A 23,833-nucleotide genomic window follows, 5' to 3' on the forward strand; every position below is an offset into this window, starting at 1 on the left:
TCATTTAATATTTCTTTTTGTTTCGTTGCACTTCACTGAAAATATATTTCATTTATCTATATATAGAATATACCCAATAATACATATAAAGTTAGTTAAATCCTTTCCCGATACCCGCTCTTTCCAGAGCGTATATCGGCAAAGTCTTCCCTAACCCGCCAAAAATCATTAAATGTGACTTTATTAGGCTGGCTGGGACTTTACCGATATCACTCTGAAAAGAGCCTTGCTCTTTCCGTCGCTGACTCGGACTGATAACAATTTAAGCTGTATCAAGTTAGATAGTTCGTAGTGCTTTTACTACTCAAGCAGGGTCTATCTTTAGTCTTCCCTGTGGCTTTGCTTGATGTCCATTCTGACCACTTTCACCCCCTTTGGCTTTACTATCTTAATATCATTTAAAGCTTGGCTAGTCCGTTAGCCGATTATTAACAAGGCTATCACGCCTACATCACGAGTTTACCGGGTGTACAGGATGCGTTTCGAATCGAGAGAATAAACTGACGCATAAAAAAACATCCTACAGATTTGGCTGTGGATGTGAGATAGGCATTTGACTTTATATAAAATCTTTTATATTATTCTTACATACACAGCCGCTAAACTGTTGCATATATTTATATTGGATTTTTCTAAAAAGTCAAGTATGAATTAGAAAGGGACCATTTTGGTTCCTTTTTTATGATTGTTTTTTGAGTGAGAAATAGTGCTTGCTAGTTATGCTTGGGTTCTTGTGACCAATTGATTTAAGTATGCCTTGTTGAGTATCAAGAGTAGGGTGCTCTTTCTCTGCCTCTTTAATGGTTTTTTCTAAATGCCTGATGTTTGTGATACCAAGGATTTCTGCAATAAGCAAAGAGTTTTGTCCGCCAATCTGTTCAATGAAGTTTGAAACCGCTTCTTTTCTCAGTTTGTGAACTGTAATGTCTTCCATGTTATGAGATTTTAAAAGCTTGGTGTATGAGCCCTCAAATCCCGAAACAGTGTATTTGAATAATCTATCTTGTCTAGGTGTTTTGGGTATTTGGGTCAGAATATCTTTGGCTTTTTTTGTGAGGAATACGGTTCTTGGGTCTGTTTTTGTTGTCTCCAGTTCGATATAGCTGTCGTATATTTGAGACCATTTTAATAAAACTACTTCGCTTCGCCTCATTCCTGTGTGAAGCATGAGTTTAACGATATGGCTCATGTCTTTATTACTGTATGAGTCAATAACGCTTAGATATTTCTCTAATTGTTCTTCTTCAAACCTGAAAAATCGTTTCTTTGGTTTCTGTGAGAAGCTTAGTAATTTTTTATCAATTCTCAATACGGGATTATCATGCGAGAGATATTTTTCATTAAAATATTTAAGATTTGTGAATATATTGCTGATGAATGTTAACTCTCTCTCAATAGTTCCACGCCGTTTCTGCAATGAAGTGCGATTCACAATGTAAGAGTTCAAAACGTTAGGCGTTATCTCTTCAATCGTACAGTCGTTTAATCGTTTTTTCTCAGTGTTTAGTTTATGAAAAGCGCCGATGCCTTTGTCGGTACCTAATAAGATATATTGGCTTCCAATAATCTCATAAAATTTAACGATGTTGTAATACTGACGATAAAGCTTCTTATCTTCTGCTGTTTTAAATAGCTGAGAGTATCGCTTTGAACTAATCTTATTTATTAGGCGTTTCTTTTGCTCTTGATTGATGACAGGGCAAATAGTAGGGAATTTGGGCTCTATATATGTCTTGAGGTATTGTGTTACGTAATCTGAAAAATTCGGCTCTATATTACCTATCAGACGTTGCAAAATTAGCTGACCCTCATAGCTCTCCAATGATTTATTAACGTCAAAAACAAGAGGAACGGGTCGTAAGCCTAGCTTTTTTCTTTGCAAGTTGAGGAAGCTTGTAGCTGTCTCTAGGTCTGAGAAAAGCTTGTTGACCTTCAGTTCCTTTCGGTTCATCTGTACCCTGTAGGAGGTGACAACGATGCCTTCTAGGGTGGTCCTAGTGAGCTTTTGGACACCTTTCGGCAATTTGTAGATTTGTGAAATATTCATCAAATGTGTGAAATCTTAGTAAGCAATTTGGAGGCATTATGAATGAAATCAATGGCTTAAGTAAAGAAACTATATATCTAGGAGGAGGTTGCTTCTGGTGCACTGAAGCCGTATTCGACCGTGTGCGCGGCATTGTCGATGTGGAGAGCGGCTATGCCAATGGCCACCTGGATCATCCTGGCTACGACGATATCTGTACCGGGCAGACCGGCCATGCCGAGGTGGTGAAGCTCGACTTCGATCCTGCGGTCATCAGCCTGCGCGATGTGCTGCTGATCTTCTTCGGCACGCATGATCCGACCACGCTGAACCGCCAGGGCAACGACGTGGGCACGCAGTACCGCAGCGCGATCTTCACCACCGATGCGCGGCAAACGGCCCAGGCACAGGCCTTGCTGCAGGAAATGCAGAACGAAAAAGCGTTCGATGCTCCCATCGTCACCCAGATCGAGCCCCTGACCAACTACTGGCCCGCCGAAGACTATCACCAGGACTATTTCCTGCAGCACCCCGGCCAGGGGTACTGCGCTTTCGTGGTGGGCCCCAAGGTGCAGAAGTTCCAGAAAGCGTTTTCACGCTGGCTCAAGGATTAAGCCAGTCTGTCAGCGTATGGCCCGGAGTGCAGATACACTCTGCAACCCTTGGCCGCTTTCGCACCGTCCGAGGCCGAACTAGCTCCATAACGTGTCACTTCACTCCCATCTGCGTCGACCCACCCGCTCAGCCCGTGCTGACGGTCGTCTGTATCTGCGCGAAATCTGGGTGATGCGCTGGCTGATGGGCCTGCTGGCCCTGGCCATGGTGCTGGGGCCGACGCTGGGCCAGATGCACCGTGCCGTTCACCTGGGCAGCTCGCCCGGGGGCAAGATCTATGCGGCGCACAGCCATGCGGCACCGGCCCTATCGGCAGCCTCTGCCGAAGCGGCGGGAGACTGCCGGGCCGACCGCAGCAGTTGCGCCTCGGACCTTTCCTGGGTGCATGCGCTGTTTGCCGGTCACGGACCGGCAGAATGCCAGTTGCTGGATCAGGCCAATCATGGCTATGCCGGGCCTGTGGCCGTACTCGCTTTCAGTGCGCCGCCACCTGATAGCTTCATCCCCCGGCCTTTTGCTCCCGCGCCCAGAGTCGTCTTTATTGCAGCACCGCTGGCTGCACGCGCGCCCCCTCTGTCTCTCAGCTCCCTGGCCTAGGTTGAGGCCATGCTGCGGCATGGCTTTCCGCACAGGCCAGAAACTTCAGAATTGATAGCTATAAGCGCTTTATAAATAAGCGATTCAAGCTGTTTTTATTGAATATCCGTGCGTACTTTCTTTGATCGTCTGCGTGCGCACGGTTGTTTGTGGAACTGAGATGTCTCAACGTTTTTCGAATTCTTCCGCCCATTCCTTGCGCCGCTCTCCCAAGTCGGCTCTGGCCCGCGCCATCGAGGCGCTGCAGCCGGCAGGGCGCGGACTGGCCCTGGGCACAGGCCTGGGCCTGTTGGCCTGTTCACCCCTGGCCTTTGCGCAGTCCGATGCGGCCAAGCAGGAGTCCAGCCTGGCTGAGGTGACGGTGTCGGCGACCGGCATGGCCGCCGGCGATATGGCTACGCCCGTTCAGGTGCTCGGCGAAGAGGAGCTGCGCCTGCGCCGCGCTGCAACCCTGGGCGAGACCCTTGCGGCCGAGCCCGGCATCAATGCCAGCCATTTCGGTGCGGGAGCCAGCCGCCCGGTGATTCGCGGTATGGATGGTGCGCGGGTCTCCGTGCTCAGCGATGGCTCGGAGTTGCTCGACGCATCGACCGTCAGCCCCGACCATGCGGTGACCACCGAGCCTTTGCTGGCCCGGCAGATCGAAGTGCTGCGCGGCCCTTCGGCCTTGCTTTACAGCCCTGGCGCCATGGGAGGCGTGGTGAATGTGCTGGATGGCAAGATTCCGACCCAGGCGCCCGAGAAAGGCCTGGAAGGTTCGGCCGAGGTGCAGGCTGGCACAGCTGCAGGCATGTCGGCAGGTGCGTTCTCCCTGACCACTGCCACACCGCTGAAGAACGATAACGGCCAGCTGGTGCTGCATGCCGAAGGCGTGGCGCGCAACGCGGGAGACTATCGCGTGGGCAGTGGCTGGGGCCAGAGCAAGGTTCCTGGCAGTTTCAGCCGCGGCAACACGGGCAGCGTGGGTCTGTCCTGGGTAGGCAATCAGGGCTATCTGGGCCTGGCCTACACGCGGCAACAGGCCAAGTACGGCTTGCCCGGCCATCAGCACAGCTTCGAAGGCTGCCACGCACATGGCGATCATCTGCATTGCGGCTCGCATGACGGGCACGACCACGACCATGATCATGAGGAAAGCGGCAGCGTGCCGGTTGTCGATCTGACCAGCGAGCGCTGGGATCTGCGTGGCGAATGGCGCAAGCCCACCGCCGGTATTGCGGCGCTGCGTCTGCGAGGAGGCCTGACCAATTACCGTCACGACGAGATCGAGGACGGCAGCGTGGCCACCCAGTTCAGAAACAAGGCCCATGACCTGCGCCTGGAGATGGAGCATGAGCCCATCGCCGGCTGGCGTGGCACGCTGGGTCTGCAGACCCTCAAGCGCCGCTTCAGCGCCACCGGCGAAGAGGCCTATGTGCAGCCCACGGACACCCAGCGCCACAGCCTCTATCTGCTGGAGGAATACCGCTGGCAGGATTGGAGCTTTCAAGGGGCCTTGCGTCACGACCGCCAGCGTGTGGAGGCCGAGTTGAGCAACGAACGTCGCAGCCACAGCGCTACTTCGGCGTCGCTGGGCACGGTCTGGAAGTTCCAGCCCGGCTACAGTGCATCGGCTTCGTTCACCAGCGGCAGCCGCATGCCCACGGCGGAAGAGCTGTTTGCCAACGGCCTGCACATGGCCACGGCAACCTACGAGATCGGCAATCCCAATCTGTCGCGCGAGCGCTCGCAGGCACTGGACCTGGGCCTGGCCAAGACGGCTGGTGATACGACCTGGAAGCTCAATGCCTATCACTACCGTATCAAGGGCTATATCTACGGCGCCACGCTGGATGCCCACGAAGGGCTGCAACTGCTGCAATACACCCAGGGCAATGCGCGCTTTACGGGCTGGGAGGCTCAGCTGAGCCAGCGCCTGAGTCGTGAGTTGAGCCTGAGTGTGTTTGGTGACGGCGTGCGTGCGCGTCTGGAAGACGGCTCTGCGCTGCCACGCATTCCGGCCTTGCGTGCGGGCTTGCGTGTGAATGCACGTCTGGCCGGCTGGGACACCATGGCTGAATGGACCCAGGTGCTGCGCCAGAACCGCACGGCCCAGTACGAAACCCAGACGCCGGGCTACGGCATGCTGAACCTGGGCGCCAGCTACCTCTGGAAGACTGGTGGCAACCAGTGGCAGTTCTATGTCAAGGGCCAGAACCTCACCAACCGTCTGGCCTACGCTGCAACCTCGTTTATCAAGAGTGCTGCCCCGTTGACGGGTCGCAATCTGGTGGTCGGTCTGAGAATGGACTTCTGATCCGGCTCTTGGTGAGTCAAGCCGCATCCGGTCCAGGTTTTGGCCTGGGCCGGATACCATGGCTATAGATAGTGCTGCAGATGGCGCAGGGAACGAGTGCTGTCCACGCCTATCCTGGCAATCACCTCCGATTCGGGCACGCCGGCGCGCAGCCATTGCACGATGGCCGTGTTGCGCAAGACCTGCGGCCCCACACGCTGCAGCGGAAATTTCTGGCTGTCCTCGGGCTGGGCCTGATGGGCGCGCTGAATGATCTGCGAAGCCACATGGAACAGCATGCGTACCGACAACTCGCCGCCACGGCGCGAATAGAAGACGATATGGTTGCCGTCGATCACCGACGGCCCGCGCTGTGCGGCGCTGAATCTTCTCCAGCTTTGCAAGGCCTGGGCCACGGAGTCGGGCAGCTCAAGCAGCCTTTGCTGAGCATTTCTGCCGCCTTCTATCTGCAGGTAGCGGGGCAGGGGCGACTCTCCGTTCGCAATGCTTTCCGAGCTGCCAACCCAGACCTGATTTGCGCTTGAAAGCAGGTTCTTCCATAGCAGGCAGCGCACCTCTTCGGGGGCCAGAGCCATCTCGTAGAGCAGCAGCACAATGGCGCGGTCACGTGCGTCCTGATAACCATCTGCGCTGGGAAAGTGCCTTGGCAGTGACTGCCAGAGCAGGGGGGGCAGGCAATGGCCTTTGCCGTCTTCCGAGGGAGGTCGTTCGGCCGGCTCGAGACCGGTTGCAGGGTTGGCGCTGATCCAGCCGTGCTCCATCGCATGGTCGTAGATGCGCTCCAGCAGCCGCCAGTAGCGGCGGCGGGTGACCGGACTGATCTTGCGCTCGGGGTGGTGGTGCGCACGTTGGCCATCGCGTATCTGCAGGAAGCTCTGCACATCCAGCTTGCTTGCCTGATGCCAGGACTTTGAAGAATGCTGCCTGCGGGCAGGGCGCTCCTTGTCTGCGATCGGTGCCTGCCCGGACAGATGCATCAACCATGCCTGCCAGACCTTTTCATAATTGCCGCCTGGAGAGGTGTCCAGCGCATCCCAGCTCTTGCTGCCCTCATGCTCGAGCCAATCGCGAAACAGCTGGCTTCCAGTGGGCAGTGTGGATGGATCTGGGGACTGCTTATCCGGAATGTTCTTGTCTTGCATATGATGAGTTTAATGTAACTTACATGGATTATTTATCACTACCAACAAAAATGCATTCACTCAATCACAAGCCTGCAGTAATCAGCGAAGAGGGCGCTTTCTGTCCCAGCGCCCTCACATTTTCATGACGGAACCATTAAAACTCAGGGCGCCAGCCGTTCGCGAATCCAGTCCTTACCCTCCTGTCGGTAGCTCAGGCGGTCATGCAACCGGCTCTTGCGCCCCTGCCAGAACTCCCAACGCTCGGGCACCAGACGGAAACCGCCCCAGTGAGGAGGTCGGGGGGGATTGAGTAAAAACTGCGCGCTGTATTTGGCGGCATTGGCCATCAGCACGCCGCGACCACTGATGACCTGGCTTTGTGGACTGGCCCAGGCCCCGATCCTGGAGTCAAGCGGACGGCTGGCAAAGTAGGCATCGCTTTCCTCAGCGCTGACTTTTTCCACGCGGCCTTCGATGCGCACCACACGCTCCAGCTCCACCCAGTGAAATTGCAGGGCAGCGAATGGATTGCCCGCCAGTTGCTGACCCTTTCGGCTGTCGTAGTTGGTGTACCAGACAATGCCACGCTCGTCATAGCCTTTGATCAGCACGATGCGCGTGCTGGGTCGCAGGTCGCCGCTCACGGTCGCCACAGTCATGGCATTGGGCTCGGGTACCTGGGCTCTCACGGCTTCCTGCAGCCACTGGTCGAACTGCTGCAGGGGATTCAGGTTGGAAGCGGATTCGCTCAGCTCTGCGCGTTCATAGCTTTTGCGCAGATCGGCAATGGATGAAGATAGGCTGCTCATGTTCATATTGTGCCGCGCAGCCAAAGCCAGCGTTATGCTCGACAGCAATATGAATCAAGAAGTTTTGCCCGCTCCCATGGTTGATCCGGACCTGCCTTGTGTGCTGGTTCTCGCTGCGGGCAGGGGAGAACGCTTTCTCGCATCGGGCGGCTCCAGCCACAAGCTCCAGGCCATGCTGGGCCTGCAAACCGTTTTGCAGACCACGCTGGCTGCGGTGCAGGTCTCTGGCCTTCCCTGGCATCTGGAATGCGGGCCGCATCCCGGCATGGGCGACAGCATTGCGGCGGCCGTCAAGGCCACGGCCGGCGCCAATGGCTGGCTGATCCTGCCAGCAGATTTGCCTTTGATTCAGGCCGCTACGCTACACGAGTTGGCCTTGCAGCTAACGCGGCTGGATAGCCGTGAGCTGCATGTGATTCAACCCTTCTACCAGGGACGGAAGGGCCATCCCGTGGCTTTCAGCCGAGCAGCAGCTCCTGCACTCGCCCTGCTGAGCGGTGATCAGGGTGCGGCCTCCATCGTGCGCAATGCGGCGGAGAATCAGCGTCTGCAACGCTGGGACTGCGATGACATCGGCTGCGTGCTCGATGTGGACACCGTGCAGGCCTTGGAGGAAGCGCGCAGGATCTGGAATGACCGCAATTCACGGCCGCCAGAAAGCCCCTGAAGTAGGGACTAGGACTCGACAACCATTGACTTTGCCGAGCTCGTCTAGGTTTGCCGCTGTGTCTCAGCCAAGGCCTGGTCTTGCTGGCGCGTGTTCGCGGCTCTTTCCATGCGAGGGCGACGGCTTTACGCGCCGCGCTCGATCACGGCACAAGCCAGGCGCGCGCCGGAATTGCCGGTCGGCTGGGTCGTGTAGTCATCCGGATCATTGTGCACAATCAACGATCGGCCCAGAATACCGTTGCCGCCTCTGTCCAGTTTGAGCTCCTTGCTCACAAAATCGATGGTCGCCACGCCCAGGGTATCGGCGTCAAGGCTGGGCAGGTCACCGATGTGATGGGCCTTGGTGTCGCCGAATTTGCCATGCGCCTGTTGTCCAGGGTTGAAGTGGCCGCCGGCGCTCAAGCCATCGCCGCTGGAGCAGTCGCCTTTTTCATGGACGTGAAAGCCATGCTCGCTATTCGGCGCCAGCCCTTCCACGCGGCCTTGTACTCGAATGCTGCCGTCGGGCTGCGGGAAGAACTGCACCGTGCCCGTTACCTGGCTCCCCTTGGTGGCTTCCAGGCGTGCAATCGATTGCACGCCTTTGCTGCGAGTTGCTGCAGGGGCCGTCTCCGAAGAAGAGGGTGCGGCCGTGTTGCTGGTCGTGGAGCAGGCCGTCACGGCCAGGCTTGCGGCAAGCGCCAGACCTGTCCAGGCAGGGCGCGAAAAGAGGGCGGCAACACGGTTAAGGAGCATGGCAGTCTTTCCGAAATCAAAAGGCCATTGTGCCCCGGATCGCCAGAACTTCAAGCTTTTTTGCCTCGTATCCCAATACAGTAGAGCGATGTTAGCTACGTTTCAAATAGCAGCAACAGCTGAGCACCTGGCTTGCTGGAAGTCCGCATAGGCCAGCAGGCGCCTGAGTGCCTTGTCGTCAATGCCCAGCCGTTGCAACTCGTCAAAAGTGGCCTGGGCGTAGTCCAGTGTCGTGCCGTATATGCCCTGGGCCTGAGAGAAGATGCGCCGGTATTCATCCGGCGCCAGCTCGCCGGTATGGTGCGGGCTTTGGCGTGAGAGCGTGAATGCGAGGGCCTTCACAGCCCCATGCGGGGTGCGGCAAGGCAGCCAGCGCGGGTCATAGACGGCATTGGGCATCTCACGCAACCAGAGCTTGCGCATCACGGTATCGCCCTGGTTTCGCGGAATACGGAAGGCCATGCCCTGGCAACTGCCGCCCGAGAGCATGCCAAACACCAGGCCTGGTACCTGGGGCGTGCCACGGTTGATGGTGCTCCACATTTTCAGAGCACGATGCCAGCCATGTACATGGGCTGAACGGCGTTCGCTGAAGTCAAATTCGGGGCGCCAGATCAGAGAGCCATACCCAAAAATCCACAAATCCTCGTCACCTCCCCACTGCACCAGAGCCCGCTCCAGCATCTGGTCAGCATCACGCATGGAATGATTCAACAAAGGAAGGGCGGACATGGAAACTCCTCAAACCGGATTCAGAGCTGAATTGACTTTGATATATAACGCGCGGGCGCGCCTTCGGTGCACCTGTGCACGCACGAAGGCGTAAAAGCAACGCTTTGCCGCTGTGAAGCGGCTGAGATGAATCCTTTTTGCGATTGCCGTGAAGGCAGTCGTGAAGGCCTTTCACGGCAAACCTCTAGAATGCGTGGTTTTGTCGCTTTGTCGGCCTGAAGCATGTAGTCAGGCCGCAAAGTGTCATGAATACAGGTTTCGTACTTTCATAATCACCCGCACATACGGAGATTTCATTCATGTCCTTCAACAGCTCTGACGACGATAGCCAGCAACGCTTTGCCCTGGGTTTTCTGTTTGCCCTGATCGCTCTGGTTGTCTCCACCGTCGTTGGCACCGTCGTCTACAAGCGCGGCATTTCCCACGCTCCCAAGGCTGAAGCCGCTGTGTCCGCACCCAGCGCGACCAACGTACCTGTGGTGGTGGTTGAAGAGGCGGCCCGCGTGATCGTGGAAAACGGTGTGGTCAAGTTCTACTTTGTCTCTGGCAAGGCGGAAGTGGCCGCTGGCGCCAACGAAGCGCTGAGCGATGTGGTCAAGGGCGTGGCTGAAGGCAAGCGCGCCGTGATCTCCGGCTTCCATGATGCAACCGGCAGTGCTGAAATCAATGCGGAGCTGGCCAAGCACCGTGCGCAAGCCGTCCAGGCCGCTCTGGTGGCACTGGGCGTGGCGGAAGACAAGGTCGAGCTGAAGAAGCCCGAGCAATCTCAGGCCGACGGCTCCAATGCCGAAGCTCGCCGTGTGGAAGTGATTCTGGTCGACTGATAGACCCTGTTTTCTTGCACAAAGCCCGATATGGCATTCGCTGTATCGGGCTTTTTGATATTTGCGGCAGAGCAAGGATCAGTTGATTCCAATGAATCCAGCTGCCGGAGGCTTGCCCAGGGCAATGACTCTTTCAATACCGCCGGCATCGACCTGGCGCATGACAAACGATCCCCGCGCGAAGCGCATGGAACGGATCTGCCAGTAACCGTTGATTCGCTCGTACTCATCGCTGTACTGACCTGAGAGATTGACGATGGTGCGTTCCTTGACATTGACCTGGCAGAACTCCAGATCCCACAAGCCTTTTGCACTATCAGCTCCCATAAAGCTGATCTGAGGGTTATGGCCGTGGTGCATGTCCTGGATTGATGGGTTGGCAATTGCCAGTCTGCTGAAGGTTTCAACCCATTCTTCTCGATCCGTAAAAGCCGGAAAACCATCGGCTTCGATGACCGCACCATGCTCCACAAAGCACTCACGCATTGCATTCGGCTGCTTCTGGTCACAGGCTCGCAAGTACCGAGCCTTCAAAGCCTGTATCGACTGAATATCCTCAAGATGCCGCAAACGCTGCTGGAGTTGCTCCAGAACCGAGTCACTCATTGCCTGTCTCCTGATTGGTGTTGGAGTACCGAGTCTGGAATGCCGGCCAATGCCTGAAAACCCATGTTTGAACGATAGGTAGGCCGTTCAGGCAAAAAAAGCGGCACCCATGTGCCGCTCGGTTCAGGAATCTGAAGAAAAATAATCACCGCAGACCGGTGCCGGTGCCCAGGTCGTCTTTGCGTTGGATCAGTTCAATCTTGTAGCCGTCAGGATCCGTCACAAAGGCAATCACGGTACTGCCGCCTTTGACGGGACCTGCTTCACGGGTCACATTGCCGCCGGCAGCCTTGATTTTCTCGCAGGCTGCATAGGCATCGGGCACACCCAGAGCAATATGACCGTAAGCCGTGCCCATGTCGTAGCTCTCGGTTCCCCAGTTGTAAGTCAGCTCAATTTCCGCCTGACCCGGGTTACCACCTTCGAAGCCAAGAAAGGCCAACGAGTACTTGTACTCGGGGTTCTCGGACGTGCGCAGCAGTTGCATGCCGATGACGTTGGTGTAGAAATCAATAGAGCGCTGGAGATTGCCAACGCGCAACATCGTGTGGAGGAATCGCATGGTCTCCATTTTGCCAGCAGGTTCGAAGCTGCATATGATTTGACCATGCCGCGCGCCTTCATGGCCTTTGTGATACGAGCGAATCTAGCGGCCGAGGCGCGTTGTGGGGCGCGATGTATTCCAGACAAGACGGCCAAAAGGCAGCACCAGTTGCAGCGCCATTGCCTCTGCATGCTTCCTGAAACTTGCTGCTATTGCCATGATGCGCCGCCTTGCTTGGGCGGACTACTTGAAGCGTTGTGGTTGGAGCGCAGCAAGGGAGGGATAGGCCAGCTTTTTCGCTTTCTGAGTAGGGCAGTTGACTCTTACAATCTTCTCCTCGAAATCCCTTGGCGTCGGGCAGTCACTCATCCCGTTCCGCGCTGCTACCCCGGCCGCTGCTCGATCACCGGCCTCCACGGAGCCTTCCATAGCCCTTCGGCATGACCTTCGAGCGTCGATTCTCGCGCTCGCTCCGGTGGCACGTTGACGAGATCGGCCATCAGCTGCTGGTAGCTCTTGCGAATCGCGTCCAGCAATTCCTGTTTGCTTTGCGGCACAGCCATGCCAGTCCTCCTGAAGGTTTGGGCGGGATCTTCACTTACCGCTTGCATTGTCGCCCGGCTGCGGGTCGGAGCGCTGCTCTTCTGCAAAGGCCAGCCTGTTGGCTACTTTTTGGATTGGCGCATGCCGCTACGCCAGGCTCCAGAGCGACCACCGCAGACCGCGGCGAAGGACGAAACGCGCCAGGCGCCACAGCATCCCGTGCCGGTCACGCAGCCTGTCCAGCTGGCCCAGCAGCAGAAAAAGGACTTGGAGTACCTGGAGAGCCTGGTCATTCGCAATGCTCAGATACGCTCGAATCTCATGGAATGAACCGCATCAGCCTAGACGCCTGATGAGCTGCTCGCTCGTGTCCAAGAAGACAAATTGGGATTTGAGGTTCATCTATCGTATTTTGTTATCTTTGAATATTGGAAATATTCGTCGTTGTAGAGAGCATTGCGAAGCTTTGCTGTTAGTTCAGTAACCTGCTCATTGAGATGTGCTAAATCAGCATCGCTTAGAGCTCCGTCTTTTGTTGCAATGTTATAAGAAAAAAGACCTGCCCAGTCAAGTTCATTACACGCATTAGCGGCGCGAACAGAGGATAGAAAATATTTTCGATCTTGCTCTTTGCTTACCTTTATCGCTTTCATGAAGAACGTGGAATCGGCGAAAAATACACAGGAACACGCAATGCAAAGAAATACAGCGCCGAGCCCAGTTTGGGTACCTATAAATGCAGCCAGAGCAACCGCCAAAGACACTCCACCCATGACGCATAGAGCAACCCCTTTCATTAGGGAACGGCTTGCTTGTCGCTGAAGATCTAGTTGCTCTGAGGAGTTCCGTATTCCTTGAAGCTTATCGTCGAAGACTGACCAGTAGACGTTGTGGTTCTCGCTCTTCGGGTAGTAGTGGTGCAAGCTCTTCAAATAGAAGACAAGTTTCTCAATTTGATCGGGGCTCAGTCGCTGCAGCGCGGGAAGTGCGCTCTTAACAGCTGCATACAATTCTTGGTCTTCTTCTAAGTAAATGAGGTATTGATTTTCCATTGCCTATTATGTTCTGAACTTTAGCTCTGCATGAGATGTAGTGCACCGCATAAAGTGCTGTGCTCTATGATCTGACTCATAAGTGGAGGGGGAGGGTATGGGGCACTATGATCCTGGGAGTTGGAAGACGGAAAATCCGTTTGTAAGTGGCCGGAATGAAATGAGCTTTTTCACAAAGCTCGTTCTTACTGTTGCAGTGCTTTTGACTGGCGCGCTAGCGTATAGGTACCAGTCCGAAATACTGCGCTTCTTAGTTGGGCCTCCTCCGGCGGCTTCTCAACGACCTGTGCCTCGGCCTCCGCCGGAGCCGACTGTCGTTGCCCCAAGAGTCTTGGTACCTGAAGAGCCTCGCACCGAAGCTACAGGCCAGATTTATCGATGTGGAAATACCTACAGCAATACACCCTGCAAGGGCGGTCAACAGATAACGCAACAGAGCAGCCGTCCGGTGAATAGGTCGGAGACAAAGGAAATTTACCTCTGCAAAGACTTTCAAGATCGGCTCACATGGGAGAGCGTTCCGTGCTCAGCAAACGGTCGTTTTATGGATCGTATTGCACGTGTTCCTGCCCACGTATCTTGGGAAGAGCAGGTGGCAATCGCCAGACAGCAGAGAGATAAAGCCCACGCCATAGCTGCGGAGCAAGTCGTTCCAGTGGCTTCTCGATCTGCTTCTTCAACTCCGAGCGAATGCCAAATGCTTGAGCACCAGATTCGAGTGCTTGATGCCGAGTGCCGAGTGAATGCATGCGGGATGAAGAAACTCGATGACGTTAGGGCCGCACGAAAAGAAGCCCGAGACCGACAATTTCGTATCGGATGCTAGCCAATTTGGAAAATTGGTGCGTTTGCAGACGCAGTTTTATGCCTCGCAAGCTCCTTTTCCATGGTCAAGATTTGCTTGACAAGCCTAGCGTTTTTGCGCTTGATAGATTCAGCTAGTGCGTAGTTGCCCGCTGCATGATTGAAAGCGGTTGCGTCGATGGTAGAAATTCCCCATCGTGATTCCCAAAACAATGCCAAATGAACGGCGCGAGGAGCTTGCCCCACGTGCCGATATTTTTTGATAGTGGATGGCTTGAGGTCTAGGAGCCTAGCGAGCTGTGCATCGCTGTAGCGCAGATCATCAAGGATGTATCGCAGATGCGGCAGATGTGCGGGGTAAGGTGCTCTAAACATCACCCAGCATTTCGCATGCACAACCTCGAGATGCATACAGTGAAAGGGCGTACTGCTACAACTAGCCTAGCATTTATGATTAAACATAATATACATCGTATCTAGTAGATAAGCTCTAAAAATAGGAGCGCTAGAGCTCCAGTTTTTAAGGCTTTCAGTAGACCCATGGGACTACGTTTTTACCTCTTCCTCTTAACCAATTCCGCGAGAGTTACAAATAGCTCCCGTTGACGCACGGTTCGGACTCTAAGGACTTCGCTGCCAACTGTCAAACATTTTTGTTTGACCCGTCATCTTTTTCCGGCATCGGCGCTGCGTCCGCTGCTACAAAGTCGCAAGCACTGGACACGTTTCGAGCCCCCGCAGGAGCCGCACGGCATCCCGTCTGAGTCCACCATTGAATCGTTCACATTGTCGACGTCTCCACATCCAACTGGACACGTGTGTGGATCAAACCCATGGCTGCAAGAACCATCGTCACGCAGCATCTGCACGGTCTTCGCACGTTGAGCAGGCGTTGTGTAGCCGTGTTGAACAGCGATCTCGATGGCGCGATCGAGGTGCAGCTCGGGCACCTGCAGCAGCGCAAGGTCAATGCTGGCCCCCACGCGTAGCTCGTAGGTCTCGTACACCTGGCCACAGCCTTGGTTGGCAGCGTCCGACAAGGCTGCGCACTTCGCTGCCCAGTCGTTTTCCGAGAAGACTTGCGCCTCGCGAGCTGGTGCCACTTCGAGCGCTACGACGCTTGGAGACGTAGTAGTAGTTCTTTGTATAGAAGACCCTTGTATATAGAGTGCAGGAAACGGCAAATCCAGTTTGCAGGTTTCGGCAGACGTTTTGGGCTCAAGTTTGCAGGTTTCGGCAAGCGGTTTTGGGGCTTGCTTGATGAGTTGGCCAAGCCATTGGCCATCGACGTAATCGAGTAGCCCCTCCAGGACGGCATGCCGCTCGTCATCGGTCATGGGGCGACCTGGGCATTGCGTGGGCAAGGCCCCGCCAGATCCGCCGCAGTTCCTGCACTGGGTGCGATCGTGGCCGATGCTGTGGAGTGAGAAAATAGCGACCCGTGGCGCGGGCTGGTCGGAGTCCATCATGGTGCGATCGATGTGCTCAAGCTCGGCAATGACGGCTGGGCAGACCGGCATCAATCCATTGCCCGGTGGCCAGCGCTGCAGCCACATGACCTGATCCGGGTATTTGAGGCCGAGCTTGGCGTGGTGCCAGGTCAAGCTGCCCTCGGCAAAAGCACTGAGCACGTTCCATCGGTGCCGCAGCCGAAACCAGAAGCTACGCGATTTCCATAGCTCTAGGCGCTTGTCTGGCGCGGTGTTGTCGCCAATCTCGTAATCAGTTGAGCAGGTGGATTTCATATCAAACCATCTTCAATGCGGGATTGCTGGGGGGGATGGGCTGGACCCACCGGCCTGGGCTGGTGAGGACAACACAGGACAGATGGGCCACTACGGTGCCGCGGCTGTGGATCTCATAGCGGACGATGTTTGTGCGATTCGCGGCTGGCAGGTGCCAGCCACACTTGATGACCTCCCTCTGGGTCTTGGTGCTGAGCTCGTCGACGGTGAGATCCTCGTGGCCGTCCTCACGGTCGCCATGGCGTGCGTACTCCTTGAAGATCTTGGGCGATACCAGGGCCATGCCCTCCTCCACGAAGTGAATCGCCGCGCCGGTCTCGTTGAACTTGAGCTCGCGATTGACCAGCCCCATTTGCACCCACTGCATGAAAGCCAATGCCAAGGGGCTTGGCTCGGGTGGCGGCTTGTCGGGGTTTGCGTCGATGTCGGGCAGCGGCTGAAGCAGAAGAACCGGCCCTGGTGTCGCTGCGGCCGCCGGCGGCGCACTTGCAGTGGCGGTGCGCCCCTTGAGCACGGGCAGGTCGTCGAGCTCGTCCAGCTCAGCGGCCATGCGCTTGAACTCGGCACTCACGCTTTGAGAGCGCGGCACTTGGTCATGACGTAGCTCTTGGGCGGGATTCTTAGGTGCGCTTGGCGCTGGCGGCGGCGCAGCTGCTGCAGGTTTGACAGAAGGCGGCCTTGCGGCCGTAGTTGCGGCAGCTTGGGGCGGCTGGTGCAAGGTGGCGGGCTGAGGAGGCGCAGCTGGTGGTGGTGGCGGCACCGCTGCGGCATCCTGGAATGGTTGCTCCAAGGGCGCTGCGCCCTTCTCTGCCGGCTGTGGGTTCTTGGCCGGCTTGTTCTTTTTGCCAGGCTTGTCCGATGCTGTTGCAGATTCGGATGGATCGAGGAAGTAGCTGCCCTCGCTGTCGCCCAGCAAATACGCGGCTTCGCCGTTGTCGAGGCTGTCGTAGTCCAGCTTCAATGGGGTGGGCACGCCGGATCTCGATGCTGCCCCAGCTTCAAACTCGTCGTAGGCTGTATCAGCTTGGGTCTGCTGCACTGGCGCCGTAGGCGCCCTAACTGCCATGACTGCCGCAGTTTGGGATGGAGTTTCTGGTGCAGGTGTCTTGGCTACTGCCGCAGTGGTTGCCGCAGGCCTGGGCTTTGCCGCAGCATTCGGCGGCTTGGTGAAAGTAGGCTCCCGCATGATGGCGGCATGCTTTTTTGCTTCTGCCGCATCCTGGGGCCGTTGCTTCGCAGGCTTTGCCGCAACCTGGGATGGTTGGGCTGAGGATGCCGCAGCTGCTGGTGCATTGGCATCGATTGCTGCCGCAGATTCCGATGCACTGAGAGTTGCAGCAGCTTGTTGTTCGTCTTGCCCTGCTCCATCCTTGCGACGGTCGCGGATCTCCAGCCGCCCGCGCATGGCGGCCGGGTACTTGCTCTCGTGGTTGAACAGCTTGGCCAGAGGAAACTTGAGCATGGCAAAGTCATGCATGTAGGCCCCCTGCTCTGACCCATCTTCGGCGTAACCGTGCACTGTGACATGCCAGACGGCCTGGCCGCTGGCAGGGTTGAGCTCGATCGCGCCGTAGTCCTGCCAGGTGTCGAACAGCCGGTCGTTCTTTGCGTTGCCAGGCACGCTTTCATCGGGCTCGTTTGCTTGGATGTGCTCTCGCACGGTATCAGCGAGGCGCTTGGCCACGAACCAGATCGCCCCCTCGAACACCCACCCTGCCGCACCGTTGCGGTTCAGCGGGAGTTGTGTGCCAGCTTGGAGCATGGTCCTCATGGATTGCATCAGCAGCTCGATGAGAGGCACGGCCTTGGCCGTGGCGAAGCGGGCCTTGGAGCCTTTTTGCAAGGCGCGTTGCGTTGAAAGCTGGTCGGCCCGCTTGACGATCTTGGCGACGAGACTGTCCGTGTCCTGGCCGGTGAGGTATTGCTCCAGGGCATCCAAGGCGGTGGGCGTGTGCGCCAGGAATCGCAGCGCACTTTCTGGCGCAATGCGGGGTAGCAGCAGCTGGGCCAGCTTGGCATGGGCGCTGTAATCGCGCTGCCCCTTGGGCGCAAAGTCCACTAGGTACTCGGCAGTGCGTTGGCCAGCGATCTGCGACAGACTTCCGCCTGCAGGTGCCCAACGGATTGGATCGTTCTCGCCCACAGGACGCCACGCGATGCGTAGGTCAGTCATGGGCTTGGCGATGTCATGCAGCAAAGCGCAGAAGAACACCACATAGGTCCATTGATCGCGCTGGGCGTCAACGATCTCGATCTGGCTTCCGCCTGGCAGCAGATGAGCATTGCGCCAGGTCATGGCCGCGAGCAGCATTTCAATGGTGTGCGACAGCAGGCCGCCCGCGTGGGCGTGGTGGTGCGCTTCGGAGGCCGGCATTAGCTGCACGAACTCGGCGTATCGCCGAATCGCCGGTAGCAGGTCCCTCTCCCAAATGGCCTGCGACTGATGCGACTGGCTCCAAATCTGGGTGATAGCCCGTTCTGCGCGGACCGTGGCCAGCAGCTGCTGGGCATTGAGCACGCGCAACCATCCGGGCTCACTGCCCGCGATGTGGATCTCGTCTGGCTTGAGTGGCTGGTCTTGAGCCCCCCTCCCTACTGGCGCATCAGGCAACGGTAGCGGATCTGCAGGCGCAGGCAGCACGGGCTTGGCCTTGCTCCAGGGCACCATGGCAAGCAACTTTGAAGCAATACTCTTCACGCGCACTCCTCTTGGAGCAGGATTCGAGCGAAGTGCTGGGCACGCGCTGACTTGCCATCGGTGGGCGTCCAGATAGACAGCACCTCCCCCGGCTGGCCCAGTGCGAGGAAGTCCATGAATCTCTGCTGCAGCGGGTCCCATTTGATGCGTGAGGCGATGCCGTCGCGGCCCCAGTCACCGCATGTTTGCACGAACGGTTGAGCCACGACTCGCATGACGAAGCTGTGCCAATTCTTCTCTTGCTGAGGTTTGGGCACATGCGGCATTTTGGGATGGTCAGCAACCTGCTGCAGCAGGATTGAGCGCACGCTCAAGATTGGATCAAGCTCCTCTTCCAGATGCTGCTCCAGCCCCTCGAATCTTCCCAACCAGCGCATGAGCGGATTGGTTTTGCTGGCAAGGCCCAGCAGTTGCAAGCTGTCTGCGATAGCGAATATCGAGCAGCCACGATCGAGCGGATCTCTGCCTAGAAATGGTGGATCACTGTTGGCTCTCTGCTGGATGTGCTGACTATGTAGGTGCGGTGCGCGGGCGAGGTCGTCCATGGGGCGCAACCGTACCTAGTGCGCCCTCACCTGTCAGCGCGAAACCCTGCGGTGATGACCAGAGGCTTTTCGCTTGAAACTTACCGTGAAACATGTTAGTGAAATTACAAATAGCTACATGTTTTGTGCTTGATTGATCACCGCGTTACACTTGAGCAGACCACGGAAAGTTGCGGCGGAGTACCTTAAATGGCTAATGAATTATTGAGTCGTGTAATAGCATCCGCGCCGGTTCACTGCAGGAATGGACATTCATAAAACAACCACGACTCCAGGCCACGTAAAGAATGAGTAGAAAGTCTAAGTCGCAGGCCGGTACATCATGGGTACTTGACGAGGCAGCGGCCTCTAGCCATACACCTATTGGTTGGTCAATCCAGACGATTGAAATCAAACCGCGAGGCAAAGCGCCAGCCCACCACGGCCTACACACTTACCGCTTCGGTGCCGCTGAGACCTTAAGCGTCATCCTGCCTAGAAGAGGCTGGACCTTGGTGAAAAAGACTACCAAATACGTTTACCTCATTCCGCCCCCAGAGCAACTCCTCCCACCATTTCACATCTCTATCGCTGTCCCTTCTTCTGAAGAATGTCTAGCCCTTGCATCAAGGTGCTATTTACGTGGCGAAAGCTGGGATTACCAGTTGGGTGAGTGGCCCGCGTCGTATATGCATGAAAGAAATACTGATATGCAACTTTGGTCTCAGGATCCGACCACTGGGCAGCGAAAGATAGAGGTTCTCAAGCACAAGCCCATATCGAATCTGTTCATTGGCCAAGCGGGAGTTTGGGAATGCGTGGTCACAGGGGAAGATGGAGTCTTCGCGATAGGTCATCTACCTCCATCAAGCGCACTAGTTGCACCGCTACTACCCCCAACTTGGCCACTGCCTCCGCAATCACCAGTAAAAAGGGATGACAAGCCTACCTGTCGGTTATCTCCACTGGTGCTTACAGAGGGAACCCCTAAAACGCTGGAATTGACGGCCTACGAGCGCAATGCATCTGCGCGCAAACAATGTATCGCTCACTACGGGGCTACCTGTCAGGCATGTGGCCTGAGCTATGAAAAGAAGTACGGCATCATCGGAGCAAACCTAATTCACGTGCACCACCTCAAACCTCTATCGAGTATTGGTCACTTATATCAGGTCGATCCCATACATGATCTGGTGCCATTGTGTGCGACTTGTCATCACGTGGCGCATAGCCGTGATGACCCATACAGCGTGGCAGAGATTCGCGCAGCAATCGCTGAACAACAGGTACGTACCATAGACCTAGAGTACGGCCAGCAATAGATAGAACTAGCTGGTCTAAAAGCTCACCTGATGTCGGTGTCGGTCGAAAAAATTCTCTGCTGCTCGTAGGCGAGTTTGCGGCTATTGTCGTGTGCTCGATTGCGACTGGCAAAAAGTGGTTATCGCGCAGAATTCATATAAGGTGTTACAGGTTTTTCTGCACTGCTCACTGCGAACAACGTATTTAAGTATGGTTACAAGGACGGTAAATGGTCACGAAGAATGAGCAAGTGATAAGTCGGGGATCTGAATGGCGCCGCTGGGAACCGCATATACATGCGCCGGGAACCGTCCTGAATAATCAGTTTGGCGGCGACTCTCCTTGGGAAACCTATCTCACAAATCTTGAGACTGTGACCCCAAAGATTGAGGCGTTAGCGGTGACTGATTACTACCTTACTGACACCTACGAAGAGGTGGTAAGACAAAAGATGGCAGGCCGTTTGCCAGATGTACAGCTAATTTTTCCTAATGTCGAATTGCGCCTAGATGTCGCTGCAAAGTCTGGCTTTGTCAACGTGCACCTCCTAGTTAGCCCCGAGGACCCAAACCATATTGCAGAACTGCACCGCGTTCTTCAGCGACTTCAGTTCCATGCGCATGGTGACACGTTCAATTGCACCCGGCACGATCTGATGTCACTTGGGAAGAAAGCCGACTCCAGCATCGTCGATGATCGCGCTGCGCTTTCTCACGGTGCCACGCAGTTCAAGGTAAATTTCGACCAGCTTCGCCGCGTTATGCGCGAGAGCGATTGGGCTAAGGCCAACATTCTCATCGCGGTTGCAGGTGCGACAGGTGATGGAACTTCGGGTTTGCGCCAAGCCGCGGACGCAACCATGCGACAAGAGATTGAGAAGTTCGCCCACATCATCTTCTCGAGCAGTTCAGCACAGCGCGACTTCTGGTCTGGTCGCAAGGGCGTGACTTTCGAGCAGCTTAAGGAACGTTATGGCGGCTGTAAGCCCTGCCTGCACGGAAGCGATGCCCACGACCACAAAACCGTCGGTCAACCGGTTGAAGAGCGTTATTCTTGGATCAAGGGTGGTCTAGAGTTCGACGCCCTGCGTCAGGCGTGCATCGACCCTGAGGGGCGAGCGTATGTCGGCAATGAATCGCCGTCCACGGCCATGCCTTCCCAAGTAATCTCGAGCCTATCTGTCGCAGACGCCAGTTGGGCTGCAACCTCGGAAATCCCACTTAATCCTGGACTCGTCGCAATCATCGGCGCGCGAGGCTCGGGCAAGACCGCACTTGCGGACATGATCGCCGCCGGCTGCGACGCAATCACCCCTGATGCTTGGAGCGCGAGTGCAAGCATAAGCCCTTCATTTCTCGTTCGTGCCCGGCAGTTGCTAGGCAGTGCGACCACAACACTGACATGGGGTGGAGGCGCTTCAGTCACGCGCTTCCTGGACGGTCGTGATGCAAATGGCCACCTTGCCTTTCCACGCGCTCGGTACTTATCGCAGCAATTTGTAGAGGAGTTGTGTTCCTCTGCCGGAGTCTCGGATGGACTAATCGCGGAGATCGAACGCGTGATCTTCGATGCGCATCCGCATGACGATCTGGACGGCGCAATTGACTTTGCTGAATTAAGAGATTTCCGTACCGCGCGCTTCCAGCAGGCCCGAGAACGGGAGTCTGAGGCAATCGCCGACTTATCCGAGCGCATTGCCACTGAGATCGAGAAAGAAGCCTCTACCGCAAGCCTCGTGGTCCAGGTGACGCAAAAGACCGGCCAGATCAAGAGTTACAACGAAGATCTTGCCAAACTTATCGTTAAGGGTACGGAGGCGCAGGCTATCAGACACACCCAGCTTGGACAAGTCGTGCAGACATTACGCGGCACGATCCAGGCGTACAGTAATCAGCGCCGGACATTCATTGCTCTGCAAGATGAGGTTGTTAGCACTCGTACCACGAAGGCACCCGAGCTTCTGCGTCAAGCTAAGGAGCGACACAGTCACAGCCGGCTCAGCCAGCAGCAATGGGATGAATTCCTGTTGATCTATAAAGGCGACGTTGACAAGAGTTTGGCGAGCTACGTCGAATGGTCCGATCAGCAAATAGCGTTACTCACCGGCCCGGGCATTCCGGCCGGCGACCCTAACACACCACTCTTTCCAGACACCGCAGACATTTCGAAGTTAACGCTCAATACGCTGCTCGCTGAAATGAATCGGCTGGAGGCCCTATTAAACGCAGATAATGTAATTCGTGGTCAATACTCCACCCTGTCGAAACGCATCGCGCAAGAGAATGCCGCTCTCCTTAGTCTGCAATCACGCTTAGCAGACGCCCAAGGAGCGGCCGCGCGTCGTAAGGAGCTTCAGAACGAGCGCGATGCAGCCTATGGTCGAGTGTTTCAAGCAATCGTCAATGAACAGACTTCCCTTGCTGATCTTTACGCGCCGCTGATGACGCGCCTGACCGCATCGACTGGCACACTTCGCAAGCTCGGGTTCTCTGTTCGTCGAGTCGTTGACGTCACCGCCTGGGGAGCTATTGCCGAAGAAAAGCTTCTCGACAGGCGAAAGTCTGGACCATTTCAAGGCCGCGGGGCGCTAATCGCTTTAGTGGATGCAACCCTGCGTCCAGCCTGGGAAACAGGGTCAGCCGCTGACGTGGAGGCAGCGATGGCGAATTTCATCTCGGTATACATGCGGGATCTTATGAGCCAGGCTCCCTTTGGCCAAAACCAACATGTGGAGTTTCGTGGTTGGTTGAAGCAGTTCGCGCACTGGCTTTTCGCCACCGATCACATTTCTGTGCGGTACGAAATAGTCTATGACGGGATCGATATCCGCAAGCTATCGCCTGGAACACGAGGAATCGTACTTCTTCTTCTTTACTTGGCACTTGACGACGCAGACGATCGGCCGCTCATCATCGATCAACCAGAGGAGAACTTAGATCCAAAGTCTGTGTTCGAAGAGTTGGTAGCTTTGTTTATCGCAGCCAAGGCCAAACGCCAGGTAATCATGGTCACGCACAATGCTAACCTCGTCATCAACACCGACGCTGATCAGATCATCGTCGCCGACGCTGGCCCTCATCCTACCGGTGGCCTGCCCCCACTCCAATATACGTCTGGCGGTCTCGAGAACGCGGTAATTCGTAAGGCCGTTTGCGACATTTTGGAAGGTGGTGAAGAGGCCTTTCGCGAACGAGCACGCCGGTTGAGGGTTCGGCTGGATCGCTAAGCGAGGGATTTATCGGCGCTCTATCCCGGCGTCTTAGCTTTCGCTGCGCTGCTTTGCTCAGAGATGGGGCGATTGCCTTGAATGGTCTGCACAAGCACTCTAGGTATCTGGCCTAGGAAACACAGCCAACCATAAACGCTGTATGCATTTATTTGAAGGCCCTAGCTCTTCCGGAGAGCTGGGGCCTTCCCCGTTCCTGTACAGCCTTTTGTCTTCCCATTACCCGTAAATCCTTTGCGCATGCTCCGATTTTGAGGAGCATGCGCGCCCTTTGGGTAGGTCCTGTACCCAGTAGAGCCGTTTGCCCAGTATGCGAGCGGACCCTGACGCTCGCCTTCCTTTGCGTCCTTAAGTTACCAATC

General features: G+C 55.9%; 20 protein-coding genes. 8 read left to right on the plus strand and 12 right to left on the minus strand.

What is annotated here, in order from left to right; genetic code table 11:
• Nucleotides 1-679: 679 nt before the first annotated feature.
• Entirely contained in the window at nt 680-2,047 is a 1,368-nt protein-coding gene (locus tag F0P97_RS12825) for a site-specific integrase (protein WP_182287030.1), read from the minus strand.
• A 38-nt stretch (nt 2,048-2,085) separates the two neighbouring features.
• Between F0P97_RS12825 and msrA the strand changes: the two genes are divergently transcribed.
• The 3 genes from msrA to F0P97_RS12840 all read left to right on the plus strand — a co-directional run bounded on the left by msrA (nt 2,086) and on the right by F0P97_RS12840 (nt 5,534).
• Nucleotides 2,086-2,640, plus strand: a complete 555-nt coding sequence (gene msrA, locus F0P97_RS12830) for a peptide-methionine (S)-S-oxide reductase MsrA (protein WP_182287031.1) — start codon at nt 2,086-2,088, stop codon at nt 2,638-2,640.
• Between the two features lie 91 nt (nt 2,641-2,731).
• Nucleotides 2,732-3,238: a hypothetical protein gene (locus tag F0P97_RS12835; RefSeq protein ID WP_232538230.1), complete on the plus strand. Its 507-nt coding sequence runs from the start codon at nt 2,732-2,734 to the stop codon at nt 3,236-3,238.
• Nucleotides 3,239-3,398: 160 nt separating this feature from the next.
• Entirely contained in the window at nt 3,399-5,534 is a 2,136-nt protein-coding gene (locus F0P97_RS12840; RefSeq protein ID WP_182287032.1) for a TonB-dependent receptor domain-containing protein, read from the plus strand.
• A gap of 62 nt (nt 5,535-5,596) precedes the next feature.
• Here F0P97_RS12840 and F0P97_RS12845 read toward each other — a convergent pair whose 3' ends face one another.
• A complete protein-coding gene (locus F0P97_RS12845) occupies nt 5,597-6,676 on the minus strand; it encodes a tyrosine-type recombinase/integrase (protein WP_182287033.1) in 1,080 nt (359 codons plus the stop codon).
• Between the two features lie 143 nt (nt 6,677-6,819).
• Nucleotides 6,820-7,467, minus strand: a complete 648-nt coding sequence (gene pdxH, locus F0P97_RS12850; RefSeq protein WP_182287034.1) for a pyridoxamine 5'-phosphate oxidase — start codon at nt 7,465-7,467, stop codon at nt 6,820-6,822.
• Nucleotides 7,468-7,501: 34 nt separating this feature from the next.
• Here pdxH and F0P97_RS12855 point away from each other — a divergent pair, with 34 nt between their 5' ends.
• On the plus strand, nt 7,502-8,134 hold the full coding sequence (locus F0P97_RS12855; RefSeq protein WP_182287196.1) for a nucleotidyltransferase family protein: 633 nt from the start codon (nt 7,502-7,504) through the stop codon (nt 8,132-8,134).
• Nucleotides 8,135-8,259: 125 nt separating this feature from the next.
• On the opposite strand, the gene F0P97_RS12860 is transcribed toward F0P97_RS12855, so the two are convergent.
• Together F0P97_RS12860 and F0P97_RS12865 are read right to left on the minus strand one after the other, a co-directional pair.
• Nucleotides 8,260-8,871, minus strand: a complete 612-nt coding sequence (locus F0P97_RS12860; protein ID WP_182287035.1) for a superoxide dismutase family protein — start codon at nt 8,869-8,871, stop codon at nt 8,260-8,262.
• Between the two features lie 102 nt (nt 8,872-8,973).
• The gene (locus F0P97_RS12865; RefSeq protein ID WP_182287036.1) at nt 8,974-9,603 is read right to left on the minus strand and encodes a gamma-glutamylcyclotransferase; all 630 of its coding nucleotides are present in this window, start codon (nt 9,601-9,603) and stop codon (nt 8,974-8,976) included.
• 299 nt (nt 9,604-9,902) lie between these two features.
• Between F0P97_RS12865 and F0P97_RS12870 the strand changes: the two genes are divergently transcribed.
• Nucleotides 9,903-10,427: an OmpA family protein gene (locus F0P97_RS12870; RefSeq protein ID WP_182287037.1), complete on the plus strand. Its 525-nt coding sequence runs from the start codon at nt 9,903-9,905 to the stop codon at nt 10,425-10,427.
• A 78-nt stretch (nt 10,428-10,505) separates the two neighbouring features.
• Here the strand turns inward: F0P97_RS12870 and F0P97_RS12875 are convergent, their stop codons facing one another.
• The 3 genes from F0P97_RS12875 to F0P97_RS12885 form a co-directional block, all read right to left on the minus strand.
• Nucleotides 10,506-11,033 (minus strand): nuclear transport factor 2 family protein, encoded by a 528-nt coding sequence (locus tag F0P97_RS12875; protein WP_182287038.1) that lies wholly within the window; start codon nt 11,031-11,033, stop codon nt 10,506-10,508.
• Nucleotides 11,034-11,178: 145 nt separating this feature from the next.
• Entirely contained in the window at nt 11,179-11,595 is a 417-nt protein-coding gene (gene gloA, locus F0P97_RS12880) for a lactoylglutathione lyase (RefSeq protein ID WP_182287039.1), read from the minus strand.
• A gap of 365 nt (nt 11,596-11,960) precedes the next feature.
• Nucleotides 11,961-12,140: a ClbS/DfsB family four-helix bundle protein gene (locus tag F0P97_RS12885; RefSeq protein WP_182287040.1), complete on the minus strand. Its 180-nt coding sequence runs from the start codon at nt 12,138-12,140 to the stop codon at nt 11,961-11,963.
• Between the two features lie 121 nt (nt 12,141-12,261).
• Between F0P97_RS12885 and F0P97_RS12890 the strand changes: the two genes are divergently transcribed.
• Complete coding sequence (locus F0P97_RS12890) at nt 12,262-12,450, plus strand: hypothetical protein (RefSeq protein WP_182287041.1); 189 nt, start codon at nt 12,262-12,264, stop codon at nt 12,448-12,450.
• Nucleotides 12,451-12,518: 68 nt separating this feature from the next.
• Here the strand turns inward: F0P97_RS12890 and F0P97_RS12895 are convergent, their stop codons facing one another.
• From F0P97_RS12895 to F0P97_RS12910, 4 genes are all read right to left on the minus strand, one after another.
• Entirely contained in the window at nt 12,519-13,172 is a 654-nt protein-coding gene (locus F0P97_RS12895; RefSeq protein ID WP_182287042.1) for a hypothetical protein, read from the minus strand.
• A 1,469-nt stretch (nt 13,173-14,641) separates the two neighbouring features.
• The gene (locus F0P97_RS12900) at nt 14,642-15,721 is read right to left on the minus strand and encodes a hypothetical protein (RefSeq protein ID WP_054075960.1); all 1,080 of its coding nucleotides are present in this window, start codon (nt 15,719-15,721) and stop codon (nt 14,642-14,644) included.
• Between the two features lies 1 nt (nt 15,722).
• Nucleotides 15,723-18,419 (minus strand): MobH family relaxase, encoded by a 2,697-nt coding sequence (mobH, locus tag F0P97_RS12905; RefSeq protein WP_003062550.1) that lies wholly within the window; start codon nt 18,417-18,419, stop codon nt 15,723-15,725.
• Nucleotides 18,416-18,964 (minus strand): hypothetical protein, encoded by a 549-nt coding sequence (locus F0P97_RS12910; protein ID WP_003062548.1) that lies wholly within the window; start codon nt 18,962-18,964, stop codon nt 18,416-18,418. Before F0P97_RS12910 ends, mobH begins: the two co-directional genes overlap by 4 nt.
• A 689-nt stretch (nt 18,965-19,653) precedes the next feature.
• Between F0P97_RS12910 and F0P97_RS27560 the strand changes: the two genes are divergently transcribed.
• Together F0P97_RS27560 and F0P97_RS12920 are read left to right on the plus strand one after the other, a co-directional pair.
• Nucleotides 19,654-20,265: an HNH endonuclease gene (locus F0P97_RS27560; RefSeq protein WP_224651141.1), complete on the plus strand. Its 612-nt coding sequence runs from the start codon at nt 19,654-19,656 to the stop codon at nt 20,263-20,265.
• 209 nt (nt 20,266-20,474) lie between these two features.
• On the plus strand, nt 20,475-23,471 hold the full coding sequence (locus tag F0P97_RS12920) for a TrlF family AAA-like ATPase (RefSeq protein WP_003062544.1): 2,997 nt from the start codon (nt 20,475-20,477) through the stop codon (nt 23,469-23,471).
• Nucleotides 23,472-23,833 lie beyond the last annotated feature (362 nt).

Source organism: Comamonas testosteroni (assembly GCF_014076415.1).
Taxonomy (GTDB): domain Bacteria; phylum Pseudomonadota; class Gammaproteobacteria; order Burkholderiales; family Burkholderiaceae_C; genus Comamonas; species Comamonas testosteroni_F.

What these genes read in the sequence shown, in the direction of transcription:
- F0P97_RS12875 (WP_182287038.1), bottom strand. Translation starts at nt 11,033, where the DNA reads ATGAGTGACTCGGTTCTGGAGCAACTCCAGCAGCGTTTGCGGCATCTT.
- F0P97_RS12890 (WP_182287041.1), top strand. Translation starts at nt 12,262, where the DNA reads ATGCCGCTACGCCAGGCTCCAGAGCGACCACCGCAGACCGCGGCGAAG.
- F0P97_RS12895 (WP_182287042.1), bottom strand. Translation starts at nt 13,172, where the DNA reads ATGGAAAATCAATACCTCATTTACTTAGAAGAAGACCAAGAATTGTAT.
- F0P97_RS12840 (WP_182287032.1), top strand. Translation starts at nt 3,399, where the DNA reads ATGTCTCAACGTTTTTCGAATTCTTCCGCCCATTCCTTGCGCCGCTCT.
- F0P97_RS12860 (WP_182287035.1), bottom strand. Translation starts at nt 8,871, where the DNA reads ATGCTCCTTAACCGTGTTGCCGCCCTCTTTTCGCGCCCTGCCTGGACA.
- F0P97_RS12885 (WP_182287040.1), bottom strand. Translation starts at nt 12,140, where the DNA reads ATGGCTGTGCCGCAAAGCAAACAGGAATTGCTGGACGCGATTCGCAAG.
- pdxH (WP_182287034.1), bottom strand. Translation starts at nt 7,467, where the DNA reads ATGAGCAGCCTATCTTCATCCATTGCCGATCTGCGCAAAAGCTATGAA.
- F0P97_RS27560 (WP_224651141.1), top strand. Translation starts at nt 19,654, where the DNA reads ATGCAACTTTGGTCTCAGGATCCGACCACTGGGCAGCGAAAGATAGAG.
- F0P97_RS12920 (WP_003062544.1), top strand. Translation starts at nt 20,475, where the DNA reads ATGGTCACGAAGAATGAGCAAGTGATAAGTCGGGGATCTGAATGGCGC.
- F0P97_RS12910 (WP_003062548.1), bottom strand. Translation starts at nt 18,964, where the DNA reads ATGGACGACCTCGCCCGCGCACCGCACCTACATAGTCAGCACATCCAG.
- F0P97_RS12900 (WP_054075960.1), bottom strand. Translation starts at nt 15,721, where the DNA reads ATGAAATCCACCTGCTCAACTGATTACGAGATTGGCGACAACACCGCG.
- F0P97_RS12870 (WP_182287037.1), top strand. Translation starts at nt 9,903, where the DNA reads ATGTCCTTCAACAGCTCTGACGACGATAGCCAGCAACGCTTTGCCCTG.
- F0P97_RS12825 (WP_182287030.1), bottom strand. Translation starts at nt 2,047, where the DNA reads ATGAATATTTCACAAATCTACAAATTGCCGAAAGGTGTCCAAAAGCTC.
- msrA (WP_182287031.1), top strand. Translation starts at nt 2,086, where the DNA reads ATGAATGAAATCAATGGCTTAAGTAAAGAAACTATATATCTAGGAGGA.
- F0P97_RS12865 (WP_182287036.1), bottom strand. Translation starts at nt 9,603, where the DNA reads ATGTCCGCCCTTCCTTTGTTGAATCATTCCATGCGTGATGCTGACCAG.
- gloA (WP_182287039.1), bottom strand. Translation starts at nt 11,595, where the DNA reads ATGCGATTCCTCCACACGATGTTGCGCGTTGGCAATCTCCAGCGCTCT.
- F0P97_RS12855 (WP_182287196.1), top strand. Translation starts at nt 7,502, where the DNA reads ATGCTCGACAGCAATATGAATCAAGAAGTTTTGCCCGCTCCCATGGTT.
- F0P97_RS12845 (WP_182287033.1), bottom strand. Translation starts at nt 6,676, where the DNA reads ATGCAAGACAAGAACATTCCGGATAAGCAGTCCCCAGATCCATCCACA.